This window comes from Mesorhizobium sp. WSM4813, assembly GCF_055811555.1.
The window spans coordinates 75,745-92,744 of the sequence record NZ_JBVVQU010000003.1 but is presented as its reverse complement, the minus strand read 5'-3'; the positions used below and the strand labels follow the sequence as shown (position 1 = coordinate 92,744).

The 17,000-nt window shown below is 64.7% G+C and carries 15 protein-coding genes and 1 riboswitch; of the genes, 8 read left to right on the top strand and 7 right to left on the bottom strand.

Annotated elements, in window-relative coordinates; genetic code table 11:
- Positions 1 to 59: 59 nt before the first annotated feature.
- Genes nuoF through AC0L25_RS02400 form a run of 6 tightly spaced genes read right to left on the bottom strand, consistent with a single transcriptional unit; the run spans position 60 to position 5,431 of the window.
- Positions 60 to 1,364 (bottom strand): NADH-quinone oxidoreductase subunit NuoF, encoded by a 1,305-nt coding sequence (gene nuoF / locus AC0L25_RS02425; protein ID WP_473594046.1) that lies wholly within the window; start codon positions 1,362 to 1,364, stop codon positions 60 to 62.
- 10 nt (positions 1,365 to 1,374) lie between these two features.
- A complete protein-coding gene (locus AC0L25_RS02420) occupies positions 1,375 to 2,685 on the bottom strand; it encodes an NADH-quinone oxidoreductase subunit E (RefSeq protein ID WP_473594045.1) in 1,311 nt (436 codons plus the stop codon).
- Positions 2,686 to 3,876 carry an NADH-quinone oxidoreductase subunit D gene (locus AC0L25_RS02415; RefSeq protein ID WP_473594044.1) on the bottom strand — a complete coding sequence of 397 codons (1,191 nt, stop codon included), beginning with the start codon at positions 3,874 to 3,876 and terminating at the stop codon, positions 2,686 to 2,688. It abuts the gene before it with no gap.
- A gap of 9 nt (positions 3,877 to 3,885) precedes the next feature.
- Positions 3,886 to 4,488, bottom strand: coding sequence for an NADH-quinone oxidoreductase subunit C (locus AC0L25_RS02410; protein ID WP_473594043.1), 603 nt, complete (start codon positions 4,486 to 4,488; stop codon positions 3,886 to 3,888).
- Between the two features lie 5 nt (positions 4,489 to 4,493).
- The gene (locus AC0L25_RS02405; RefSeq protein ID WP_473594042.1) at positions 4,494 to 5,075 is read right to left on the bottom strand and encodes a NuoB/complex I 20 kDa subunit family protein; all 582 of its coding nucleotides are present in this window, start codon (positions 5,073 to 5,075) and stop codon (positions 4,494 to 4,496) included.
- Complete coding sequence (locus AC0L25_RS02400) at positions 5,066 to 5,431, bottom strand: NADH-quinone oxidoreductase subunit A (protein WP_023798850.1); 366 nt, start codon at positions 5,429 to 5,431, stop codon at positions 5,066 to 5,068. Before AC0L25_RS02400 ends, AC0L25_RS02405 begins: the two co-directional genes overlap by 10 nt.
- A gap of 335 nt (positions 5,432 to 5,766) precedes the next feature.
- Between AC0L25_RS02400 and AC0L25_RS02395 the strand changes: the two genes are divergently transcribed.
- The 8 genes from AC0L25_RS02395 to AC0L25_RS02360 all read left to right on the top strand — a co-directional run bounded on the left by AC0L25_RS02395 (position 5,767) and on the right by AC0L25_RS02360 (position 16,253).
- Complete coding sequence (locus tag AC0L25_RS02395) at positions 5,767 to 6,966, top strand: winged helix-turn-helix domain-containing protein (protein ID WP_473594041.1); 1,200 nt, start codon at positions 5,767 to 5,769, stop codon at positions 6,964 to 6,966.
- A gap of 267 nt (positions 6,967 to 7,233) precedes the next feature.
- Positions 7,234 to 7,437, top strand: a riboswitch (cobalamin riboswitch).
- Positions 7,438 to 7,475: 38 nt separating this feature from the next.
- The gene (locus AC0L25_RS02390; RefSeq protein WP_473594040.1) at positions 7,476 to 7,895 is read left to right on the top strand and encodes a DUF1636 family protein; all 420 of its coding nucleotides are present in this window, start codon (positions 7,476 to 7,478) and stop codon (positions 7,893 to 7,895) included.
- Positions 7,896 to 7,905: 10 nt separating this feature from the next.
- A complete protein-coding gene (cobW, locus tag AC0L25_RS02385) occupies positions 7,906 to 8,943 on the top strand; it encodes a cobalamin biosynthesis protein CobW (protein ID WP_473594039.1) in 1,038 nt (345 codons plus the stop codon).
- Between the two features lie 18 nt (positions 8,944 to 8,961).
- Positions 8,962 to 12,612: a cobaltochelatase subunit CobN gene (locus AC0L25_RS02380; RefSeq protein ID WP_473594038.1), complete on the top strand. Its 3,651-nt coding sequence runs from the start codon at positions 8,962 to 8,964 to the stop codon at positions 12,610 to 12,612.
- Positions 12,609 to 14,093, top strand: coding sequence for a precorrin-3B synthase (cobG, locus tag AC0L25_RS02375; RefSeq protein WP_473594037.1), 1,485 nt, complete (start codon positions 12,609 to 12,611; stop codon positions 14,091 to 14,093). Before AC0L25_RS02380 ends, cobG begins: the two co-directional genes overlap by 4 nt.
- The gene (locus AC0L25_RS02370; RefSeq protein WP_473594036.1) at positions 14,090 to 14,737 is read left to right on the top strand and encodes a precorrin-8X methylmutase; all 648 of its coding nucleotides are present in this window, start codon (positions 14,090 to 14,092) and stop codon (positions 14,735 to 14,737) included. Before cobG ends, AC0L25_RS02370 begins: the two co-directional genes overlap by 4 nt.
- Positions 14,734 to 15,492 (top strand): precorrin-2 C(20)-methyltransferase, encoded by a 759-nt coding sequence (locus AC0L25_RS02365; protein ID WP_473594035.1) that lies wholly within the window; start codon positions 14,734 to 14,736, stop codon positions 15,490 to 15,492. Before AC0L25_RS02370 ends, AC0L25_RS02365 begins: the two co-directional genes overlap by 4 nt.
- Positions 15,489 to 16,253 carry a precorrin-3B C(17)-methyltransferase gene (locus AC0L25_RS02360; protein ID WP_473594034.1) on the top strand — a complete coding sequence of 255 codons (765 nt, stop codon included), beginning with the start codon at positions 15,489 to 15,491 and terminating at the stop codon, positions 16,251 to 16,253. Before AC0L25_RS02365 ends, AC0L25_RS02360 begins: the two co-directional genes overlap by 4 nt.
- Here the strand turns inward: AC0L25_RS02360 and AC0L25_RS02355 are convergent.
- Entirely contained in the window at positions 16,217 to 16,999 is a 783-nt protein-coding gene (locus tag AC0L25_RS02355) for a cobalt-precorrin-6A reductase (protein ID WP_473594033.1), read from the bottom strand. The genes AC0L25_RS02360 and AC0L25_RS02355 overlap by 37 nt on opposite strands.
- Between the last annotated feature and the right edge of the window lies 1 nt (position 17,000).

Here is a 17,000-nt window from a genome sequence, read left to right as displayed (position 1 = left end):
CAAATCGGGCACTCGCCCGTATTTCAAATCGGGCACTCGCCCGTATTTCGAATTCGTCTCTATTCCGCCGCCACCATCACCGGCTCTGCCCGGTGCGCATTGCGCGAAAACTCGTCGATACGCCGCTCCACCTCGCCGCGGAAATGCCGCATCAGGCCCTGGATCGGCCACGCCGCCGCATCGCCCAGCGCGCAGATCGTGTGGCCTTCGACCTGTTTGGTCACGTCGAGCAGCATGTCGATCTCACGCTTCTGCGCCTCACCGCGCACCAGCCGCTCCATCACCCGCCACATCCAGCCGGTGCCTTCGCGGCACGGCGTGCACTGGCCGCAGCTCTCGTGCTTGTAAAAATAGGAAAGCCGCGCGATCGCCTTCACGACATCGGTCGATTTGTCCATGACGATGACAGCCGCGGTACCGAGGCCCGATTTCAGGTCGCGCAGCGCATCGAAATCCATCGGCGCGTCGATGATCTGCTCCGCCGGCACCAACGGCACCGAAGCGCCGCCCGGAATGACCGCCAGCAGGTTGTCCCAGCCGCCGCGAATGCCGCCGCAATGCGTCTCGATCAGTTCGCGGAACGGGATCGACATCGCCTCTTCGACGGTGCACGGAGTGTTGACGTGGCCCGAAACGCAGAACAGCTTGGTGCCGACATTGTTGGGCCGGCCGAAGGACGAGAACCAGGCAGCGCCGCGGCGCAGGATGGTCGGCGCCACGGCGATGGACTCGACATTGTTGACCGTCGTCGGGCAGCCATAGAGGCCGACATTGGCCGGAAACGGCGGCTTCAGCCGCGGCTGGCCCTTCTTGCCTTCGAGGCTTTCGAGCAGCGCCGTTTCCTCGCCGCAGATATAGGCGCCGGCGCCATGGTGCATGTAGATGTCGAGATCATAGCCTGACGTGTTGTTCTTGCCGATCAGCTTGGCCTCATAGGCCTCGTCGATGGCGCGCTGCAGCGCCTCGCGCTCGCGGATGAACTCGCCGCGCACGTAGATGTAGGCGGCGACCGCGCCCATGGCGAAGCCGGCGATCAGGCAGCCCTCGACCAGCGTATGCGGATCGTGGCGCAATATGTCGCGGTCCTTGCAGGTGCCGGGCTCGGATTCGTCAGCGTTGACGACGAGATAGCTCGGCCGGCCGTCGCTCTGCTTGGGCATGAACGACCATTTCAACCCGGTGGGAAAGCCGGCGCCGCCGCGGCCGCGCAAGCCTGATGCCTTCATCTCGTTGACGATCCAGTCGCGCCCCTTGGCGATGATGCCTGGCGTGTTGTCCCAGGCGCCGCGCGCCATCGCGCCGGCCAGCGACTTGTCGAAGCGGCCGTAGATGTTGTTGAAGATGCGGTCTCTGTCCTGAAGCATTGTTCGTTCCTCAGACCGGTTTCTTGCCGAAGACGCGGATATATTCGGCGACCCCGCCCTTGGCGAGCGCCTTGGCCTGCTTGACCCAGTCTTCGCGCTCGATGCGGCCACGGAGACTGAGATAGCCGTCGACCCATTCGCGCTCGGCCTTCTTCCAGGACGCGACTTGCGCGTAAGTGAAGATGCCAAGCGAATGCAGGATACCTTCGGTTCTCGGGCCGACGCCTGAGATCAGCTTGAGATCGTCGACCAGTGCAGGCTTTGCGATGCCGGCCGGACGGTTCTTGTCCTCAAGCGAAGGCTTGGCAGGCTTGGCGGTTTTTTTGCCGGCAGCGCCGAACGGCGCTTCCTTCAACTCCGGCGCCTTGAAAGCAGCCGCTGGCTCAGCCTTGGTCTTGGGACCGCTGCGCTGTTTCGAAACCTTTTCGACTTCCGGCGCGGCCTTGTTGGCATTGGCGGCCGAATGCCGCGGTGCTCTGACGCTCGCCGCCTTTTCCGTCTCTGGTGCGACCTTTGCAGGAGAAGGCGTCTCCAGCGCCGGGCTGGTTTCGGGCGCATCGGTCTTCGGCTTGCTGGCTTTCGACGGCGCAAAGGGGGCAGCCGGTGCCTGCGCGGCCGGGGCAGCCGACGCGGCGGCGGCAGTCGCCGCTGCTTCCTGGGCGGCTTTCGCTGCCGCCTTGGCTTCCCTGTCGCGGGTCGTCTTCAGGATCGCCTTTTCGCTCTTCAGCGTCGTCAGGCCGGTGATCGGCTCGGAGGTGCGGCCGTTCTGCGGCCCCGGCGTCACCGAGGCGCCCTTGCCGGCATCATAGAGATCGATGATCTCGGCAAGCCGTTCCGGCGTCAGGTCCTCGAACGTATCCTTGAAAATCATCACCATCGGCGCGTTGACGCAGGCGCCGAGGCATTCCACCTCTTCCCACGAGAGCGTGCCTTTGTCGTTGGTATGGAACTGGTCGTGATGGATTTTTGAGCGGCACACGTCCATCAGCGCTTCCGAGCCGCGCAGCATGCAGGGCGTGGTGCCGCAGACCTGGATATGCGCGCGGGTGCCGACCGGATTGAGCTGGTACTGCGTGTAGAAGGTCGCGACTTCGAGCCCCCTGATGTAGGGCATGCCGAGCATGTCGGAGATCGTCTCGATCGCCGCCTTGGTCACCCAGCCTTCCTGCTCCTGCGCCAGCATCAGCAACGGGATGATCGCCGATTGCTCGCGGCCCTTCGGATACTTCTTGATCCATTGCTTCGCCGCTGCCGCATTCGCCCGGTTGAAGGCGAAGGCGGCTGGCTGGAGGCTGGCTTCTGCGAGACGGCGGACTGACATTTAGCGATCGACCTCACCAAACACGATGTCGAGGGAGCCAAGCACGGCGGTGACGTCGGCCAGCATGTGGCCGCGGCACAAAAAATCCATGGCTTGCAGATGGGCGAAGCCGGGCGCGCGCAGCTTGCACCGGTAGGGCTTGTTTGTGCCGTCGGAGACCAGATAGACGCCGAACTCGCCCTTCGGCGCTTCGACCGCCGCATAGACCTCGCCCGCCGGCACGCGGTAGCCCTCGGTGTAGAGCTTGAAGTGATGGATCAGCGCCTCCATCGACCGCTTCATCGCTGCGCGCTTCGGCGGCACGACTTTGCCGTCGAGGTTTGACACCGGCCCGGTGCTTTCCTTGCCGAGCAGCAGGTCGACACACTGGCGCATGATTTTCGCCGACTGGCGCATCTCTTCCATGCGCACGAGATAACGGTCGTAGCAGTCGCCGTTCTTGCCGATCGGAATGTCGAAATCCATCTCGGCATAGCATTCGTAGGGCTGCGATTTGCGCAGATCCCAGGCGACGCCGGATCCGCGCACCATGACGCCAGAAAAACCCCAGGCCCAGGCGTCGGCCAGCGAGACGGTGCCGATGTCGACATTGCGCTGCTTGAAGATCCGGTTGCCGGTCAGCAGTGCGTCGAGATCGTCGAGCGATTTCAGGAAGGGGTCGATCCAGTTGCCGATATCCTCGACCAGCTTCTGCGGCAGGTCCTGGTGGACGCCGCCGGGGCGGAAATAGGCTGCATGCATGCGCGAGCCACTGGCCCGCTCATAGAACACCATCAGCTTTTCGCGCTCGACAAAGCCCCAAAGCGGCGGCGTCAGCGCGCCGACATCCATCGCCTGTGTCGTCACATTGAGGATGTGCGACATGATGCGGCCGATCTCGCAATAGAGCACGCGGATCAGCTGGCCGCGTTTCGGCACCTCGATGCCGAGCAGACGCTCGGCGGCAAGCGCGAAGGCATGCTCCTGGTTCATCGGCGCGCAATAGTCGAGCCGGTCGAGATAGGGCACGGCCTGCAGATAGGTTTTGGCTTCGATCAGCTTTTCAGTGCCGCGATGCAACAGCCCGATATGCGGATCGACGCGATCGACGACTTCGCCGTCCAACTCAAGAACCAGCCTCAAAACACCATGCGCTGCAGGGTGTTGAGGTCCAAAGTTGATGTTAAAATTACGGACGGAGGTTTCAGCCATTCTGGCGTCTCAATTCGTCTTGGCTTTTTCGTCGCCTGGAAGGACGTAATCCGTCCCCTCCCAAGGGCTGAGAAAATCGAAATTGCGGAATTCCTGCTTGAGCTCGACCGGCTCGTAGATGACCCGCTTGGCCTCGTCGTCGTAGCGCACCTCGACGAAGCCGGTCAGCGGGAAATCCTTGCGCAGCGGATGACCCTCGAAGCCGTAATCGGTCAGAATCCGCCTGAGATCGGGATGGCCCGAAAACAGCACGCCATAGAGATCGTAGGTTTCGCGTTCGAACCAGTCGGCGCCGGGATAAACGCCAGTGATCGACGGCACCACCGTCTCTTCGTCGGCCTGGGCCTTGATGCGGATGCGAATATTCTGCTTCGGCGACAGCAGGTGATAGACAACGTCGAAGCGCTTGGCCCGCGATGGATAATCGGCGCCGCAGACGTCGATGATCGAGATGAACTGGCATTTTGGATCGTCGCGCAGGAAGCTCACCACCTCGATCAGATCGTGCGGCTCGACCGAGATGGTAAGTTCGCCATAGGCAAACACTGCATCGCCAATCCGGCCGCCAAGCTTCTCGCCGAGATAGGTCGAGAGTTCATTCAGGCTCATCATCCCGCTCACCGCTCGATCGTGCCGGTGCGGCGGATCTTCTTTTGCAACAGAAGGATGCCGTAGAGCAGCGCTTCCGCGCTCGGCGGACAGCCGGGCACGTAGATGTCGACCGGCACGACGCGATCGCAGCCGCGCACCACCGAATAGGAATAGTGGTAATAGCCGCCGCCATTGGCGCAGGAGCCCATCGAGATGACGTAGCGCGGCTCCGGCATCTGGTCATAAACCTTGCGCAGCGCCGGCGCCATCTTGTTGGTCAGCGTGCCGGCGACGATCATGATGTCGGACTGGCGCGGAGACGCGCGAGGAGCAACACCGAACCTCTCCGAGTCATAGCGCGGCATCGAGGTGTGGATCATTTCGACCGCGCAACAGGCGAGACCAAAGGTCATGAACATCAGCGAGCCGCTGCGCGCCCACGTGATCAGCGCCTCGGTCGAGGTGACGAGAAAACCCTTGTCGGCCAGCTCATTGTTGATCTCGAGGAAGAAAGGGTCATTCACCCCCACCGGCTTTCCGGTGCTGGGGTCGAGAATGCCTTTTGGCTTCGGCGCGACGAGCGTGCCGGAATTGTCGCTCAATCCCATTCCAGCGCTCCTTTTTTCCATTCATAGGCAAAGCCGATGGTCAGCACAGCCAGAAACACCATCATCGACCAGAATCCGAGCATGCCGATCTGGCTGAAAGACACTGCCCACGGAAACAGGAAGGCCACCTCCAGATCGAAGATGATGAACAGGATCGACACCAGGTAGAAGCGAATGTCGAACTTCATGCGGGCGTCATCGAACGAGTTGAAGCCGCACTCATAGGCGGAAAGCTTTTCCGGATCTGGGTTGCGGTAGGCCACCAGGAAGGGTGCGGCAAGCAGCGCCAGGCCGACGACCAGCGCCACGCCGATGAACAGGACGATGGGCAGGTACGAACTCAACAATGCGTTCATGCTGCAGCTTTCCGTTGGCGGCCAATCCACTCTGATTACAGCACCGGACCCACTTGCGGAAGCGTGACAGTTTAACCACTGAACCGTTTTAGGGGGCTCTATGCTGCAACGCGGCGAGGGTTAGCGCAGGGCTTTCGGCGAAGCAAGTCAAACCTTGTTCAAAACACGGTGCTTGGCAGCATATGCGGATAAACTGGTCTGATCCGCTCCTGTTTGATTTCCTTCACTTTTTACTCCAGTTTTCTCTCCTGACATAGATGCCGCCAAAACCCTGCTAGCATGACGCGGAATCATTCGCCCCAACCTTGGTCGAACGCCAACAGAGTGCCGTCTGCATGAAGGAAAAAATCTCGCTCGCCATGGCCCGGCGCATCGCGCTTGCCGCACAGGGGTTTGCCGACCCTCGCCCTAACAGCACGCCTGATCGCCGCCATCTGGCCCGTGTGCTTGGCCGTACCGGCCTGCTGCAGATCGATTCCGTCAGTGCGGTGGTGCGCGCCCATTATATGCCGCTCTATTCGCGGCTTGGCCCCTACCCGCTTGCGCTGCTCGACAACGCCGCCGTGACGCGCAAGCGCACGGTCTTCGAATATTGGGCGCACGAAGCCTCCTTTCTGCCGGTCGAGACCTATCCGCTGATGCGCTGGCGCATGGAGCGGGCCGAACGTGGCGAGGAAATGTATAACGGACTGGCCAAGTGGGGCCGCGAACGCGCCGCCTACATTGAAGACATTTATCGCGAGGTCGTCGAACGAGGGCCGGTCGCCGCATCCGCCCTCGAAGGCCAGAAGGGAAACGGCGGCTGGTGGGGCTGGAGCGACGCCAAGCACGCTTTCGAATGGCTGTTCTGGGCCGGCCGTATCACCACGGCGTCGCGTCGTGGCTTCGAGCGGCTCTACGATCTGCCGCAGCGCGTGCTGCCGCCGGCAGTGCTTGCTTTGCCGGTGCCCTCCCCGGAGGATGCGCACCGCGAATTGCTGCGCATCTCCGCCCGCGCCCACGGCGTCGCGACAGCGGGCGACCTGCGCGACTATTTCCGCCTCTCTCCCGCCGACATCAAGGGCCGCATCGAGGAACTGGTCGAGGCAGGCGACCTTTTGCCGGTTCGCGTCGAAGGCTGGAGCAAGCCTGCCTATCTTCACAAGGACGCCCGTTTGCCGCGCAAGATCGAGACGCGCGCCTTGCTTGCGCCGTTCGATCCGGTCGTCTTCGAGCGAGCGCGCACGGAAAGACTGTTCGGTTTCCGCTATCGCATCGAGATCTACACCCCTGCCGAAAAACGCCAATATGGCTATTATGTGCTGCCGTTCCTGCTCGGCGAAAGGATCGTGGCGCGCATCGACCTCAAGGCTGACCGCCCGGCCGGCGTGCTGCGCGTCCATGCCGCCTATGCCGAGCCCGGCGCCCCGCCGCAAAGCGCCGCCGAACTCTTCGAGGAGTTGAAGCTGATGCAGGGTTGGCTCGGCCTGGAACGCATCGAAGTGACGCTGGCCGGCGATTTGGGTCCAGCGCTGGCGGATGTCGCGGGTTCGTAACGGATCTCGATGTCGGCGCTGCGCCTCACCTGCCTGCCGGCATCCTCTCCCCGTATAGAGACGGGGAGAGGGACGCTGTCATCGATGGTTTCGCCAATCACCAGCGTTGCAGGAGGGGCGCCGCCGTTGCGACCAGCTCTTTCTCCCCGTCACTATACGGGGAGAAATGCCCGGCAGGGCAATGAGGGGCGGCGCGACATCGAAAATTGCCCTGAAGCGTTTCCCTCGCGTGTCGGAACCATGCGTTGACACGACTGCCTCCACAAGCCTAAATCCGGTTTAGACGGTCTCCTCTCGGCAAAGGGAGGAGCCAAGAGGGAATGCGGTGCGAAATTCCGATTTCAAATCCGCGGCTGTCCCCGCAACTGTAAGCGACGAGCCAAGGCCGAAAACCACTGGGACGGTCCCGGGAAGGCGGCACCAAGGCGATGACCCGCGAGCCAGGAGACCTGCCGTCTAGGACATAAGAATCCGATCGCCTGGCGGGTTTTCCGGGCAAGGAGCCTGATTTGGAACGCGACAGCAGTTTTTTGGCTGAGACAGCGGGCGCATTGTCCGGCGATAGTGATGCCTTGGCCGGCGTCACTGTGATCGTTTGCGCCTCCTGCCGCGATGAGACCGGCTCCGACGCCCATCCCCGCGCCGGCGAATTGCTGGCCGAAGACACGCGCCGCGCCGCTTCGGGCGAAAATATCCGTATCCGCAGCGTCGAATGCCTCGGCAACTGCAAGCGCCGGCTGAGCGCCGCGATCCTGCGCGACGGCTGCTGGAGCTATGTCTTCGGCGACCTGACCACGACAAGCGGCGCCGATCTCGTCACTGGCGCAAAGCTCTTCGCCACCTCGACGGACGGCCTCATTCCATGGCGCGGCCGCCCCGATTGCCTGAAGCGCGGCCTTGTCGCCCGCATCCCTCCCCTCGACCTTTGAAGGACCAGATATGACCGCTTCCGTCTCCCGCGTGCCCTGCACCGTCGTTACCGGCTTCCTCGGCGCCGGCAAGACGACGCTGATCCGCCATCTGCTCGAAAACGCCGGCGGCAAGCGGCTGGCCATCATCGTCAACGAGTTCGGCGACATCGGCATCGACGGCGAGATCCTCAAGGGATGCGGCATCGACACCTGCCCCGAGGAAAATATCGTCGAGCTGGCCAATGGCTGCATCTGCTGCACCGTCGCCGACGACTTTGTCCCGGCGCTCGACCAGATCCTGTCGCTGACGCCGAAGGTCGACCACATCCTGATCGAAACCTCAGGGCTCGCTCTGCCCAAGCCGCTGGTCCAGGCCTTCCAGTGGCCGACGGTGAAGAGCCGGGTGACTGTCGATGGCGTCATTGCCGTGGTCGACGGACCGGCGCTGGCTGATGGCCGCGTCGCCAACGACATGGACGCCCTGCAGGCGCAGCGCGCGCAGGACGAGACGCTCGACCATGACGATCCGGTCGAGGAGGTGTTCGAGGATCAGCTGGCCTGCGCCGACCTGATCATACTGTCGAAGAGCGACTTGATGGACGCCGCTGGTTCGGCCCGCGCCAATGCCATCATCGGCGAGCACACCGCGCGCGCCGTCAAGATCGTGCCGACCTCGCAAGGTAAGGTCGATCCGTCTGTGCTGCTCGGCCTCGGCCTTGCCGTCGAGGACGACATCGAGAACCGCAAGACCCACCACGACGACGAACTCGACCACGAGCATGACGACTTCGATTCCTTCGTCGTCGACATTCCGTCGATCGCCAATCCCGATGAGCTGGCTTTGCGTGTCGCCACGGCGGCGGAGGAAGAAAACGTGCTGCGCGTCAAGGGTTTCGTCGAAGTCGGCGGCAAGCCGATGCGGCTCTTGCTGCAGGCCGTCGGTCCGCGCGTCAATCACTATTACGACCGCGCCTGGACTTCCGACGACGACCGCCGCTCGCGCCTCGTGGTCATCGGACTGAAGGGGCTGAACCGCCCGGCGATTGAGCGTATCCTCGCCGGCTGATCTCAGGCACGAGCCGCGATGCACATCCTCACCACCACATCCGCCTCGCTCGACGATCTCGCCGAGCCTGTTGATCTCAGGCAGACGCCTGCGGATGTCATAGCGCTGTCCTTCACCGACAGCGATCTGGCCGGGCTGGCAGCAGCGTGGAAGGCGGACGCCGATCGCCTGCCGTCGATGCGGCTGGCGGCTCTACGCGACCTGCGCCATCCCATGTCCGTCGACCTCTGGATCGACAGCGTCGCCCGGCACGCGAGGGTTATTTTGGTTCGTATCCTCGGCGGTTACGACTGGTGGCGCTATGGCTGCGACCAGCTCGCCTCGACCGCCCGCGCACGCGGCATAAAACTGGCGCTGCTGCCCGGCGAATGCCGCGACGAGGATCTGCGGCTGATCGAATGCTCGACGCTGCCGCGCCAAGAACTCGACGGCCTGCTCGGCTATTTTCGCGAAGGCGGCCCGGAGAATATGACGGCGCTGGTGCAGAGGCTGGCGCGGCTGGCGGGACAGGACACGGCGGTCGTGGAGCCGGTTATCGTGCCGAAGGCGGGCTATTATGAGCCGGGAACGGGGGTCGTCGAGCGCGACGTCCCCCTCCCCCTTGAGGGGAGGGTCCGGCCGCAGGCCGGGGGTGGGGTCGCCTATGAAGTGCGCCAACAGCAAAAAACGTCGAGCACTGCCGCAACGACCCCACCCGGCCCTGCGGGCCACCCTCCCCTCGAGGGGGAGGGTGACGTCGTGCCAATTCTGTTCTACCGCTCGATGCTGCTCGCCGCCGATGTCGCGCCCATCGATGCATTGTTCGAAGCGCTCGGGCAGCGCGGCATGATCCCCGTCCCCATCTTCGTCTCCAGCCTCAAGGACCCGGCATCGCTCGCCTTTGTCGAGACCGCGCTTGCCACGCTGAAGCCTGCCGCCATCATCACCGCGACGGCGTTCGCCTCCGGTGCTGAACCCGGCATCGAAACCCTGTTCGACCGCGCCGGCGTGCCGGTCTTCCAGGTCATCGTCGCGACGACACGCCGTGACATCTGGCAAAATAATCAGCGCGGCCTGGCGCCCGCCGACCTCGCCATGCATGTCGTCCTGCCCGAACTCGACGGCCGCATCCTTGCCGGCGCCATTTCCTTCAAGGGCGAGGTCGAAACCGAGCCGGCGCTGGCCTTCCGCGCTTTCGCCAACCGGCCGGAGCCGGACCGCGTCGCGCAGGTGGCGAACCGTGTCGAGGCGTTCGTTCGCCTGCAGCGCACGCCGCGCGAAAAACGCAAGCTCGCCTTCCTGATCCCCGACTATCCGAGCGCACCCGGCCGCACCGGCTACGCCGTCGGCCTCGACGTGCCGTCCAGCGTGCTGGCAATGCTGCATGACCTGAGCGAACAGGGCTACGCCGTTGAAGGGATTCCGCAAACGCCGCGTGAGTTGCTGGAGATGCTGGAAAAGGGCGGCCAAGGGTTGGCATTGAAGGAGTATCTGACGTTCTCGAAGGAATTGCCGACGGCTGCAATCGCTGCGGTAGAGGCGGCTTGGGGGAATGCGGAAGATGAGACAGTTTTGTGCGAGGCACCCCCCTCTGTCCTGCCGGACATCTCCCCCTCAAGGGGGGAGATTGCGCTGTCGTCGCTGCTTTCGCCAATTACCGAGGATATTAAGGAAGAGCCGTCGGCGGAACTGCCGATCTCCCCCCTTGAGGGGGAGATGTCCGGCAGGACAGAGGGGGGTATTCAAGCGCCTTCTTCTGCAAATTTCCCCTTCCGCGCCGCCACCTTCGGCAACATCACCGTGGCGCTGGCGCCCGATCGCGGGCGCTCCACGAACCGCCGCGCCGACTACCACGACCCGACGCTGCCTCCCCATCATGCGCTGATCGCTTTCGGCCTTTGGCTGCGCAAGACGGTCGGTGTCCATGCCCTCGTCCATGTCGGGGCCCATGGCACGCTGGAATGGTTGCCCGGCAAGACCGTGGCGCTGAGCGAAACCTGTTTTCCCGAGATCGTCACCGGCCCCCTGCCCGTCATCTATCCGTTCATCGTCTCCAACCCGGGAGAGGCCGCGCAGGCCAAGCGGCGCATTGCCGCCGTCACCCTCGGTCATTTGCCGCCGCCGCTGACCGGCGCCGGGCTTGACGAAAACCAGCAGCAGCTTGAGCGGCTGGTCGACGAATATGCCCAGGCCGACGGGCTCGACCGCCGCCGCCGCGACCGCCTGGCCAAGCTGATCGTCGAAACCGCTGAAAAGACCGGCCTTGCCTCCGAAGCTGGCGTCGCCACTACCGACGCGCCCGACGAAGCGCTGCGCCGCATTGATGCCTGGCTCTGCGATCTCAAGGATTTCGCCATCAAGGACGGCCTGCATATCTATGGCCGTTCGCCCGAGAGCGAAACCGATCCGCTGCGCAAACAAAGTGCCGCAGCCGAGAAGGCAGCGCTCCTCGCGGCCCTCGACGGCCGCCATGTCGCTGCCGGTCCGGCCGGGGCACCGGCGCGTGGCCGGCGCGACGTCCTGCCGACCGGCCGCAATCTGTTCACATCGGATCCACGCACCATGCCGACGCCGACATCCTTCGAGCTCGGCAGAGCGGCGTCCGACGAGGTCTTGCGCAGCTACATGCAATCGCATGGCGACTGGCCGCGCTCGCTGGTCATCGACCTCTGGGGCTCCGCCTCGCTGCGCACCGGCGGCGAGGAAATCGCGCAAGGCCTGGCGCTGATGGGCTGCCGGCCACAATGGGATTCCACCACCGGCCGCGTCACCGGCATCGAGGTGCTGCCGCCGGCCACCCTTGGCCGCCCGCGCGTTGATGTCACCTGGCGCATTTCAGGCCTGTTCCGCGACATGTTCCCGACCCAGATCGCCCTGATCGATGCGGCCGCCAACGCCGTCGCCGCCCGCGACGAGGACGCGTCCGAAAACCCGCTTGCTGCAAAAACCCGCGCAGACGGAAAGGTCAGCCCGCGCATTTTCGGCACCTCGCCCGGCACGTACGGCGCCGGCGTCGAGGATTTGCTGTCGAGCGGCGACTGGGCCGCGCGCGAAGAGATCGGCCGCGCCTATCTCGAGGCCACCTCGCATGCCTATGGCGGCGCTGAGGGCGAAGGTATTTCAGCGCCAGGCGCTTTTGAGGACCGTATCGCCGAGGCCGACCTTCTCGTCCATACCGGAGACGACCCCGGCCGCGATATTTTGGAAGGCTCCGCCGATGTCGCCTTCATCGGCGGTTTTTCAGCGGCGCTTGCGGCACTCGGCAAGAACGCCGACGTCATCGTTCTCGATACCACAGACCCGCAAAAGCCGAAGCCGCGCTCGGCTGGAGAAGCCGTATCTCGGGTAGTTCGCGCCCGCGCGGTCAACCCGCGCTTCATATCAGGCCAGATGCGTCACGGCCCGCGCGGTGCCTCGGAATTCGCTGAAACGGTCGACCGGCTGGTCGGTTTCGCCGAAACCACCCATGCCATATCGGGCACGCTGATCGAGGCCGTGCACGACGCCTATCTCGGCGATCCCGTGGTTCGTGACTTCATCCTGCGCGAAAACCCTTCCGCCGCGAAAATCATCGCTGAGCGCTTCCTGTCGGCACGGCGACGCGGTCTCTGGCATCCGCTGCGCAATTCCATCGATGACGATCTCGCCGCCTTGATTGCCGAGGCCCAGGCCCAGGGGGTGGCGGCATGAACGCCTTCTCCCGCCGCGGCGCCTGCCCTGCTCTGTCCGCGCCGATGCAGACCGGCGACGGCCTTCTGGTGCGGCTTAACCCGGTCGCTGGAGGACTCTCGCCGAAATCCTTGATCGGACTCGGTGAATCCGCCTTGCGGCACGGCAACGGCATCATGGAATTGACCGCACGCGGCAGCCTGCAGATCCGTGGCCTGACGCCGGCAAGCGCCCGGTTGCTGGCGGCGGAGGTCGACGCGCTCGGCATCGCCGTGCGCACCGGCGTGCCGGTCGAGACCGGACCGCTGGCGGGGCTGGATCCGCAGGAAATCGCCGACCCGCGTCCGCTGGCTGAGCGTATTCGTGCAGCGGCTGAAGAAGCCGGCCTTCCGCCGCGCCTTGGCCCGAAGGTTTCGGTGATCATCGACGGCGGCGGACAGTTGGCAATGGATGCGGTGACGGCCGATGTGCGGCTCGTTGCAACGCGCACCAATGCGGGAATCAGGTGGCAGGTGTCTGTCGCGGGTGATGGGCAGAATGCGAAGCCGCTCGTTACGGTGGGAGACGATGCGGCCCGCGATATTGCAGTCGCGATGCTCAGAATGGTTGCCGAAAAAGGCCGCGAAGCCCACGCACGCGACTTGACGCGGCGGCAGGTAAGATCTCTCGCAAGTTGGCATTCCTTCGCGCCCCCCTCTGTCCTGCCGGACATCTCCCCCACGAGGGGGGAGATTGCGCCCTGGCCTCCGCTTTCGCCAATCGCCAAAGGTGCCGAGGGGGAGCCGGCGGCGAAGCTGCCGATCTCCCCCCAAGTGGGGGAGATGTCCGGCAGGACAGAGGGGGGCGCCGTAGAGCGCCTTCCTGTGCCGGCTCGCTTGCCCATTGGCGTTTTCGATCTGACAGATGGCACCGCTCTCGGCGTCGGCCTGCCCTTCGGCAGCATGCCAGCGCAAAAACTCATCGATCTCACGCAACACGCCATCACCCTTGGCGCGGCCGAAATCCGCCTGGCGCCTGGCCGCGCGCTGCTTTTCCTCGGCCTTTCACCGACCACGTGCCCCTCACTCCAGCAAGCCGCCGCCGCTCTCGGCTTCGTCACCGATGCCGCCGATCCGCGCACGAAAATCGCCGCCTGCCCGGGTGCGCCGGCCTGCGCCTCCGGCCGGATCGCGACGCGCGACATCGCCGAGACCATCGCCGCAGAAAACCGCGACCTCCTCGATTCCTCGCTCACCCTGCACATTTCCGGCTGCGCCAAGGGCTGTGCCCATCCCGGCCCGGCGGCGCTGACGCTGGTCGGCGGCGAAAACGGAGCCGGTCTTGTCGTGGACGGGACGGCAAAGGCCCTTCCTGCCGGATACAGGCCAGGCTATGACGCCGCGCGCGGCGTTGGCCGCGTTGCCGCAGCGATCCGCCGCGCACGACTTCGAGGCGAGACGACCGCTGCCTGCCTGGCAAGGCTTGGCTCGGCCGGTGTCACCGAACTCTACCGACAGGAATGAACATGCCCGCCCACACCGCATACGACTACATCCATGACGGCACGGCGATCTATGAGCGCTCCTTCGCCATCATTCGCGCCGAGACTGACCTGTCGCGCTTTTCCGATGCCGAGGCCGATGTCGCCATCCGCATGATCCACGCCTGCGGTCAGGTCGAAGCCGCGCGGCATTTTGTTTTTTCGGAGGATTTCGTCGCCGCCGCGCGCAAGGCGCTGGCGGCCGGCGCACCGATCTTCTGCGACGCGGAGATGGTCTCGCATGGCGTCACCCGCGCCCGGTTGCCGGCCGGTAACGAGGTGATCTGCACGCTGCGCGATCCGCAAACTTCTGATATCGCGAAAAAGATCGGCAACACCCGCTCGGCCGCTGCCATCGACCTGTGGGGCGAGCGCATGGCCGGTTCGGTCGTTGCCATCGGCAATGCGCCGACAGCACTTTTCTACCTGCTGGAAAGGCTGCGCGACGGCGCGCCGAAACCGGCTGTTATCATCGGCATGCCGGTCGGTTTCGTCGGTGCTGCCGAATCGAAGGACGCGCTGGCCGAGAATTCCTATGGCGTGCCCTACGCCATCGTGCGCGGCAGGCTGGGCGGCAGCGCCATGACCGCTGCAGCACTCAACGCATTGGCGAGGCCGGGCCTGTGAACGCGATTCTAAAAGGCCGGCTTGTCGGCGTCGGCACCGGTCCCGGCGACCCCGAACTGCTGACGCTCAAAGCCGTGCGCGCGCTGGCCGAGGCCGACGTGGTCGCGCATTTCGCCAAGCGCGGCAACAACAGCAATGCGCGTGCCATCGTCGGCGCACATTTTCGCCCGGATTTGATAGAGTTGCCGCTGCTCTATCCCGTGACCACCGAAATCGACAAGGATCACAGCGATTACCGGTCGCAGATAACGCATTTCTACGAGGAGTCGGCCAAAAAAGTCGCCGAGCATCTCAACGCCGGCAGAACGGTTGCGGTGCTTTCGGAAGGCGACCCGCTGTTCTACGGCTCCTACATGCATCTGCATGTCAGGCTGGCGCACCGCTTCCCGACCGAGGTCATTCCCGGCGTCACCGCGATGTCCGGCTGCTGGTCGGCGACCGGCCTGCCGATCGTCCAGGGTGACGATGTGCTGACCGTGCTGCCGGGCACAATGAGCGAATTCGAGCTGAGCCGCCGCCTCGCCGATACCGACGCCGCCGTCATCATGAAGGTCGGCCGTAACCTGCCCAAGATCAGGCGCGCGCTGGAGGCAACGGACAAGCTGGCGCGGGCAATCTATGTCGAGCGCGGCACCATGTCGGGCGGCGTCTCGATGCGGCTGGCCGACAAGCAGGACGATAAGGCGCCCTACTTCGCCATCGTGCTGGTCGCCGGCTGGTCCGGCCGGCCCGCCGCATCGGGAGCCGAAGCATGAGCGGCCGCCTGACCGTCATCGGCCTTGGGCCCGGCAGTGCCGACCAGGTGACGCCGGAAGCGAGCCGCGCCGTCGCCGAGGCAAAATTCTTCTACGGCTACAAGCCGTATCTCGACCGGCTCGATCTGCGCCCCGACCAGACCCGCGTCGCCTCTGATAATCGCGAAGAGCTATCCCGCGCCAAGGACGCGCTGGCGATGGCCGCGCAGGGCCACGATGTCGCCGTCGTCTCGGGCGGCGATCCCGGGGTGTTTGCCATGGCGGCAGCCGTCTGCGAGGCGATCGAGGCCGGCCCGGCCGAATGGCGTGCCGTCGACGTCGCGATGCTGCCGGGCATCACCGCAATGCTCGCAGTCGCTGCCCGCATCGGCGCACCGCTCGGCCATGATTTCTGCGCCATCTCGCTGTCCGATAATCTGAAGCCCTGGGACCTGATCGAACTGCGGCTGCTGGCGGCGGCGGGCGCCGGTTTCGTCATCGCGCTCTACAACCCGATCAGCAAGGCGCGCCCCTGGCAGCTTGGCCGCGCCTTCGAATGCCTCACTGCGATCCTGCCCGGCACCACGCCGGTCGTCTTCGGCCGCGCCGCCGGCCGTCCCGACGAGCGCATCGAGGTTTTTCTGCTGGCCGACGCCGATGCCGAGAAGGCCGATATGGCGACCTGCATCATCATCGGCTCGCCGGAAACCAGGATCATCAAGCGCGGTGAAAAACCGGCGCTGGTCTATACGCCGCGTTCGGCAGCGGGCCCAAGAAAATGACTGACCAGAAAATGACCGACCATTTCTGCGAGCGCTTCGACGGTTTCCGCCGACGGGACATCCGGCAGCGCCGGCCTGCGGATCATCACCACCTCGATGCCGAGTGCCCGCGCTGCGGCGAGCTTGCCGTAGGTCGCCTCGCCGCCGCTGTTCTTGGAGACGACGGCGTCGATGCGGTGTTCCAGAAGCAGTGCACGTTCGTCAGCTTCCCGGAACGGCCCGCGCGCCAAGAGATAGATCGCATCGGGCACAGCGAGCCTTGGCTCGACCGGATCGACGCTGCGGATGAGATAATGATGTTGGGGTGCGGCCTCAAAGGCGGCGACCTCCTGCCGTCCGAGCGCCAGGAAGACGTGGCGTGGAGCCGATCCCAGCACCTTCACCGCGTCGGTTACTCCATCGACGAGCGTCCAGCGGTCGCGTTCGGCTGGCTCCCAACCTGGGCGCCTGAGCGCAACGATCGGCACGCCGGCCCTATGCGCCGCTTCCGCGGCATTGGCGGAGATTTTCGCCGCATAGGGATGCGTGGCGTCGATCAGCAGCCCAACGTCGGTCTCGCGGAGATACGCCGCCAGCCCATCGGCGCCGCCGAAACCACCCACCCTCGTTGGCACGCCCTGCGCCGCCGGGCTTTCAGTGCGGCCGGCCAGCGACAGCGTGAGCGAGACATCGGCGCGCGCGGCCAGCTTTCCCACCAGTTGCCGGGCTTCGGTGGTTCCGCCGAGGATCAGAATGCGGTGGGTCATC

Coding starts and splice junctions, on each gene's coding strand:
- nuoF (WP_473594046.1), bottom strand. CDS start 1,364: ATGCTTCAGGACAGAGACCGCATCTTCAACAACATCTACGGCCGCTTC.
- AC0L25_RS02420 (WP_473594045.1), bottom strand. CDS start 2,685: ATGTCAGTCCGCCGTCTCGCAGAAGCCAGCCTCCAGCCAGCCGCCTTC.
- AC0L25_RS02415 (WP_473594044.1), bottom strand. CDS start 3,876: ATGGCTGAAACCTCCGTCCGTAATTTTAACATCAACTTTGGACCTCAA.
- AC0L25_RS02410 (WP_473594043.1), bottom strand. CDS start 4,488: ATGATGAGCCTGAATGAACTCTCGACCTATCTCGGCGAGAAGCTTGGC.
- AC0L25_RS02405 (WP_473594042.1), bottom strand. CDS start 5,075: ATGGGATTGAGCGACAATTCCGGCACGCTCGTCGCGCCGAAGCCAAAA.
- AC0L25_RS02400 (WP_023798850.1), bottom strand. CDS start 5,431: ATGAACGCATTGTTGAGTTCGTACCTGCCCATCGTCCTGTTCATCGGC.
- AC0L25_RS02395 (WP_473594041.1), top strand. CDS start 5,767: ATGAAGGAAAAAATCTCGCTCGCCATGGCCCGGCGCATCGCGCTTGCC.
- cobW (WP_473594039.1), top strand. CDS start 7,906: ATGACCGCTTCCGTCTCCCGCGTGCCCTGCACCGTCGTTACCGGCTTC.
- AC0L25_RS02380 (WP_473594038.1), top strand. CDS start 8,962: ATGCACATCCTCACCACCACATCCGCCTCGCTCGACGATCTCGCCGAG.
- cobG (WP_473594037.1), top strand. CDS start 12,609: ATGAACGCCTTCTCCCGCCGCGGCGCCTGCCCTGCTCTGTCCGCGCCG.
- AC0L25_RS02370 (WP_473594036.1), top strand. CDS start 14,090: ATGAACATGCCCGCCCACACCGCATACGACTACATCCATGACGGCACG.
- AC0L25_RS02360 (WP_473594034.1), top strand. CDS start 15,489: ATGAGCGGCCGCCTGACCGTCATCGGCCTTGGGCCCGGCAGTGCCGAC.
- AC0L25_RS02355 (WP_473594033.1), bottom strand. CDS start 16,999: ATGACCCACCGCATTCTGATCCTCGGCGGAACCACCGAAGCCCGGCAA.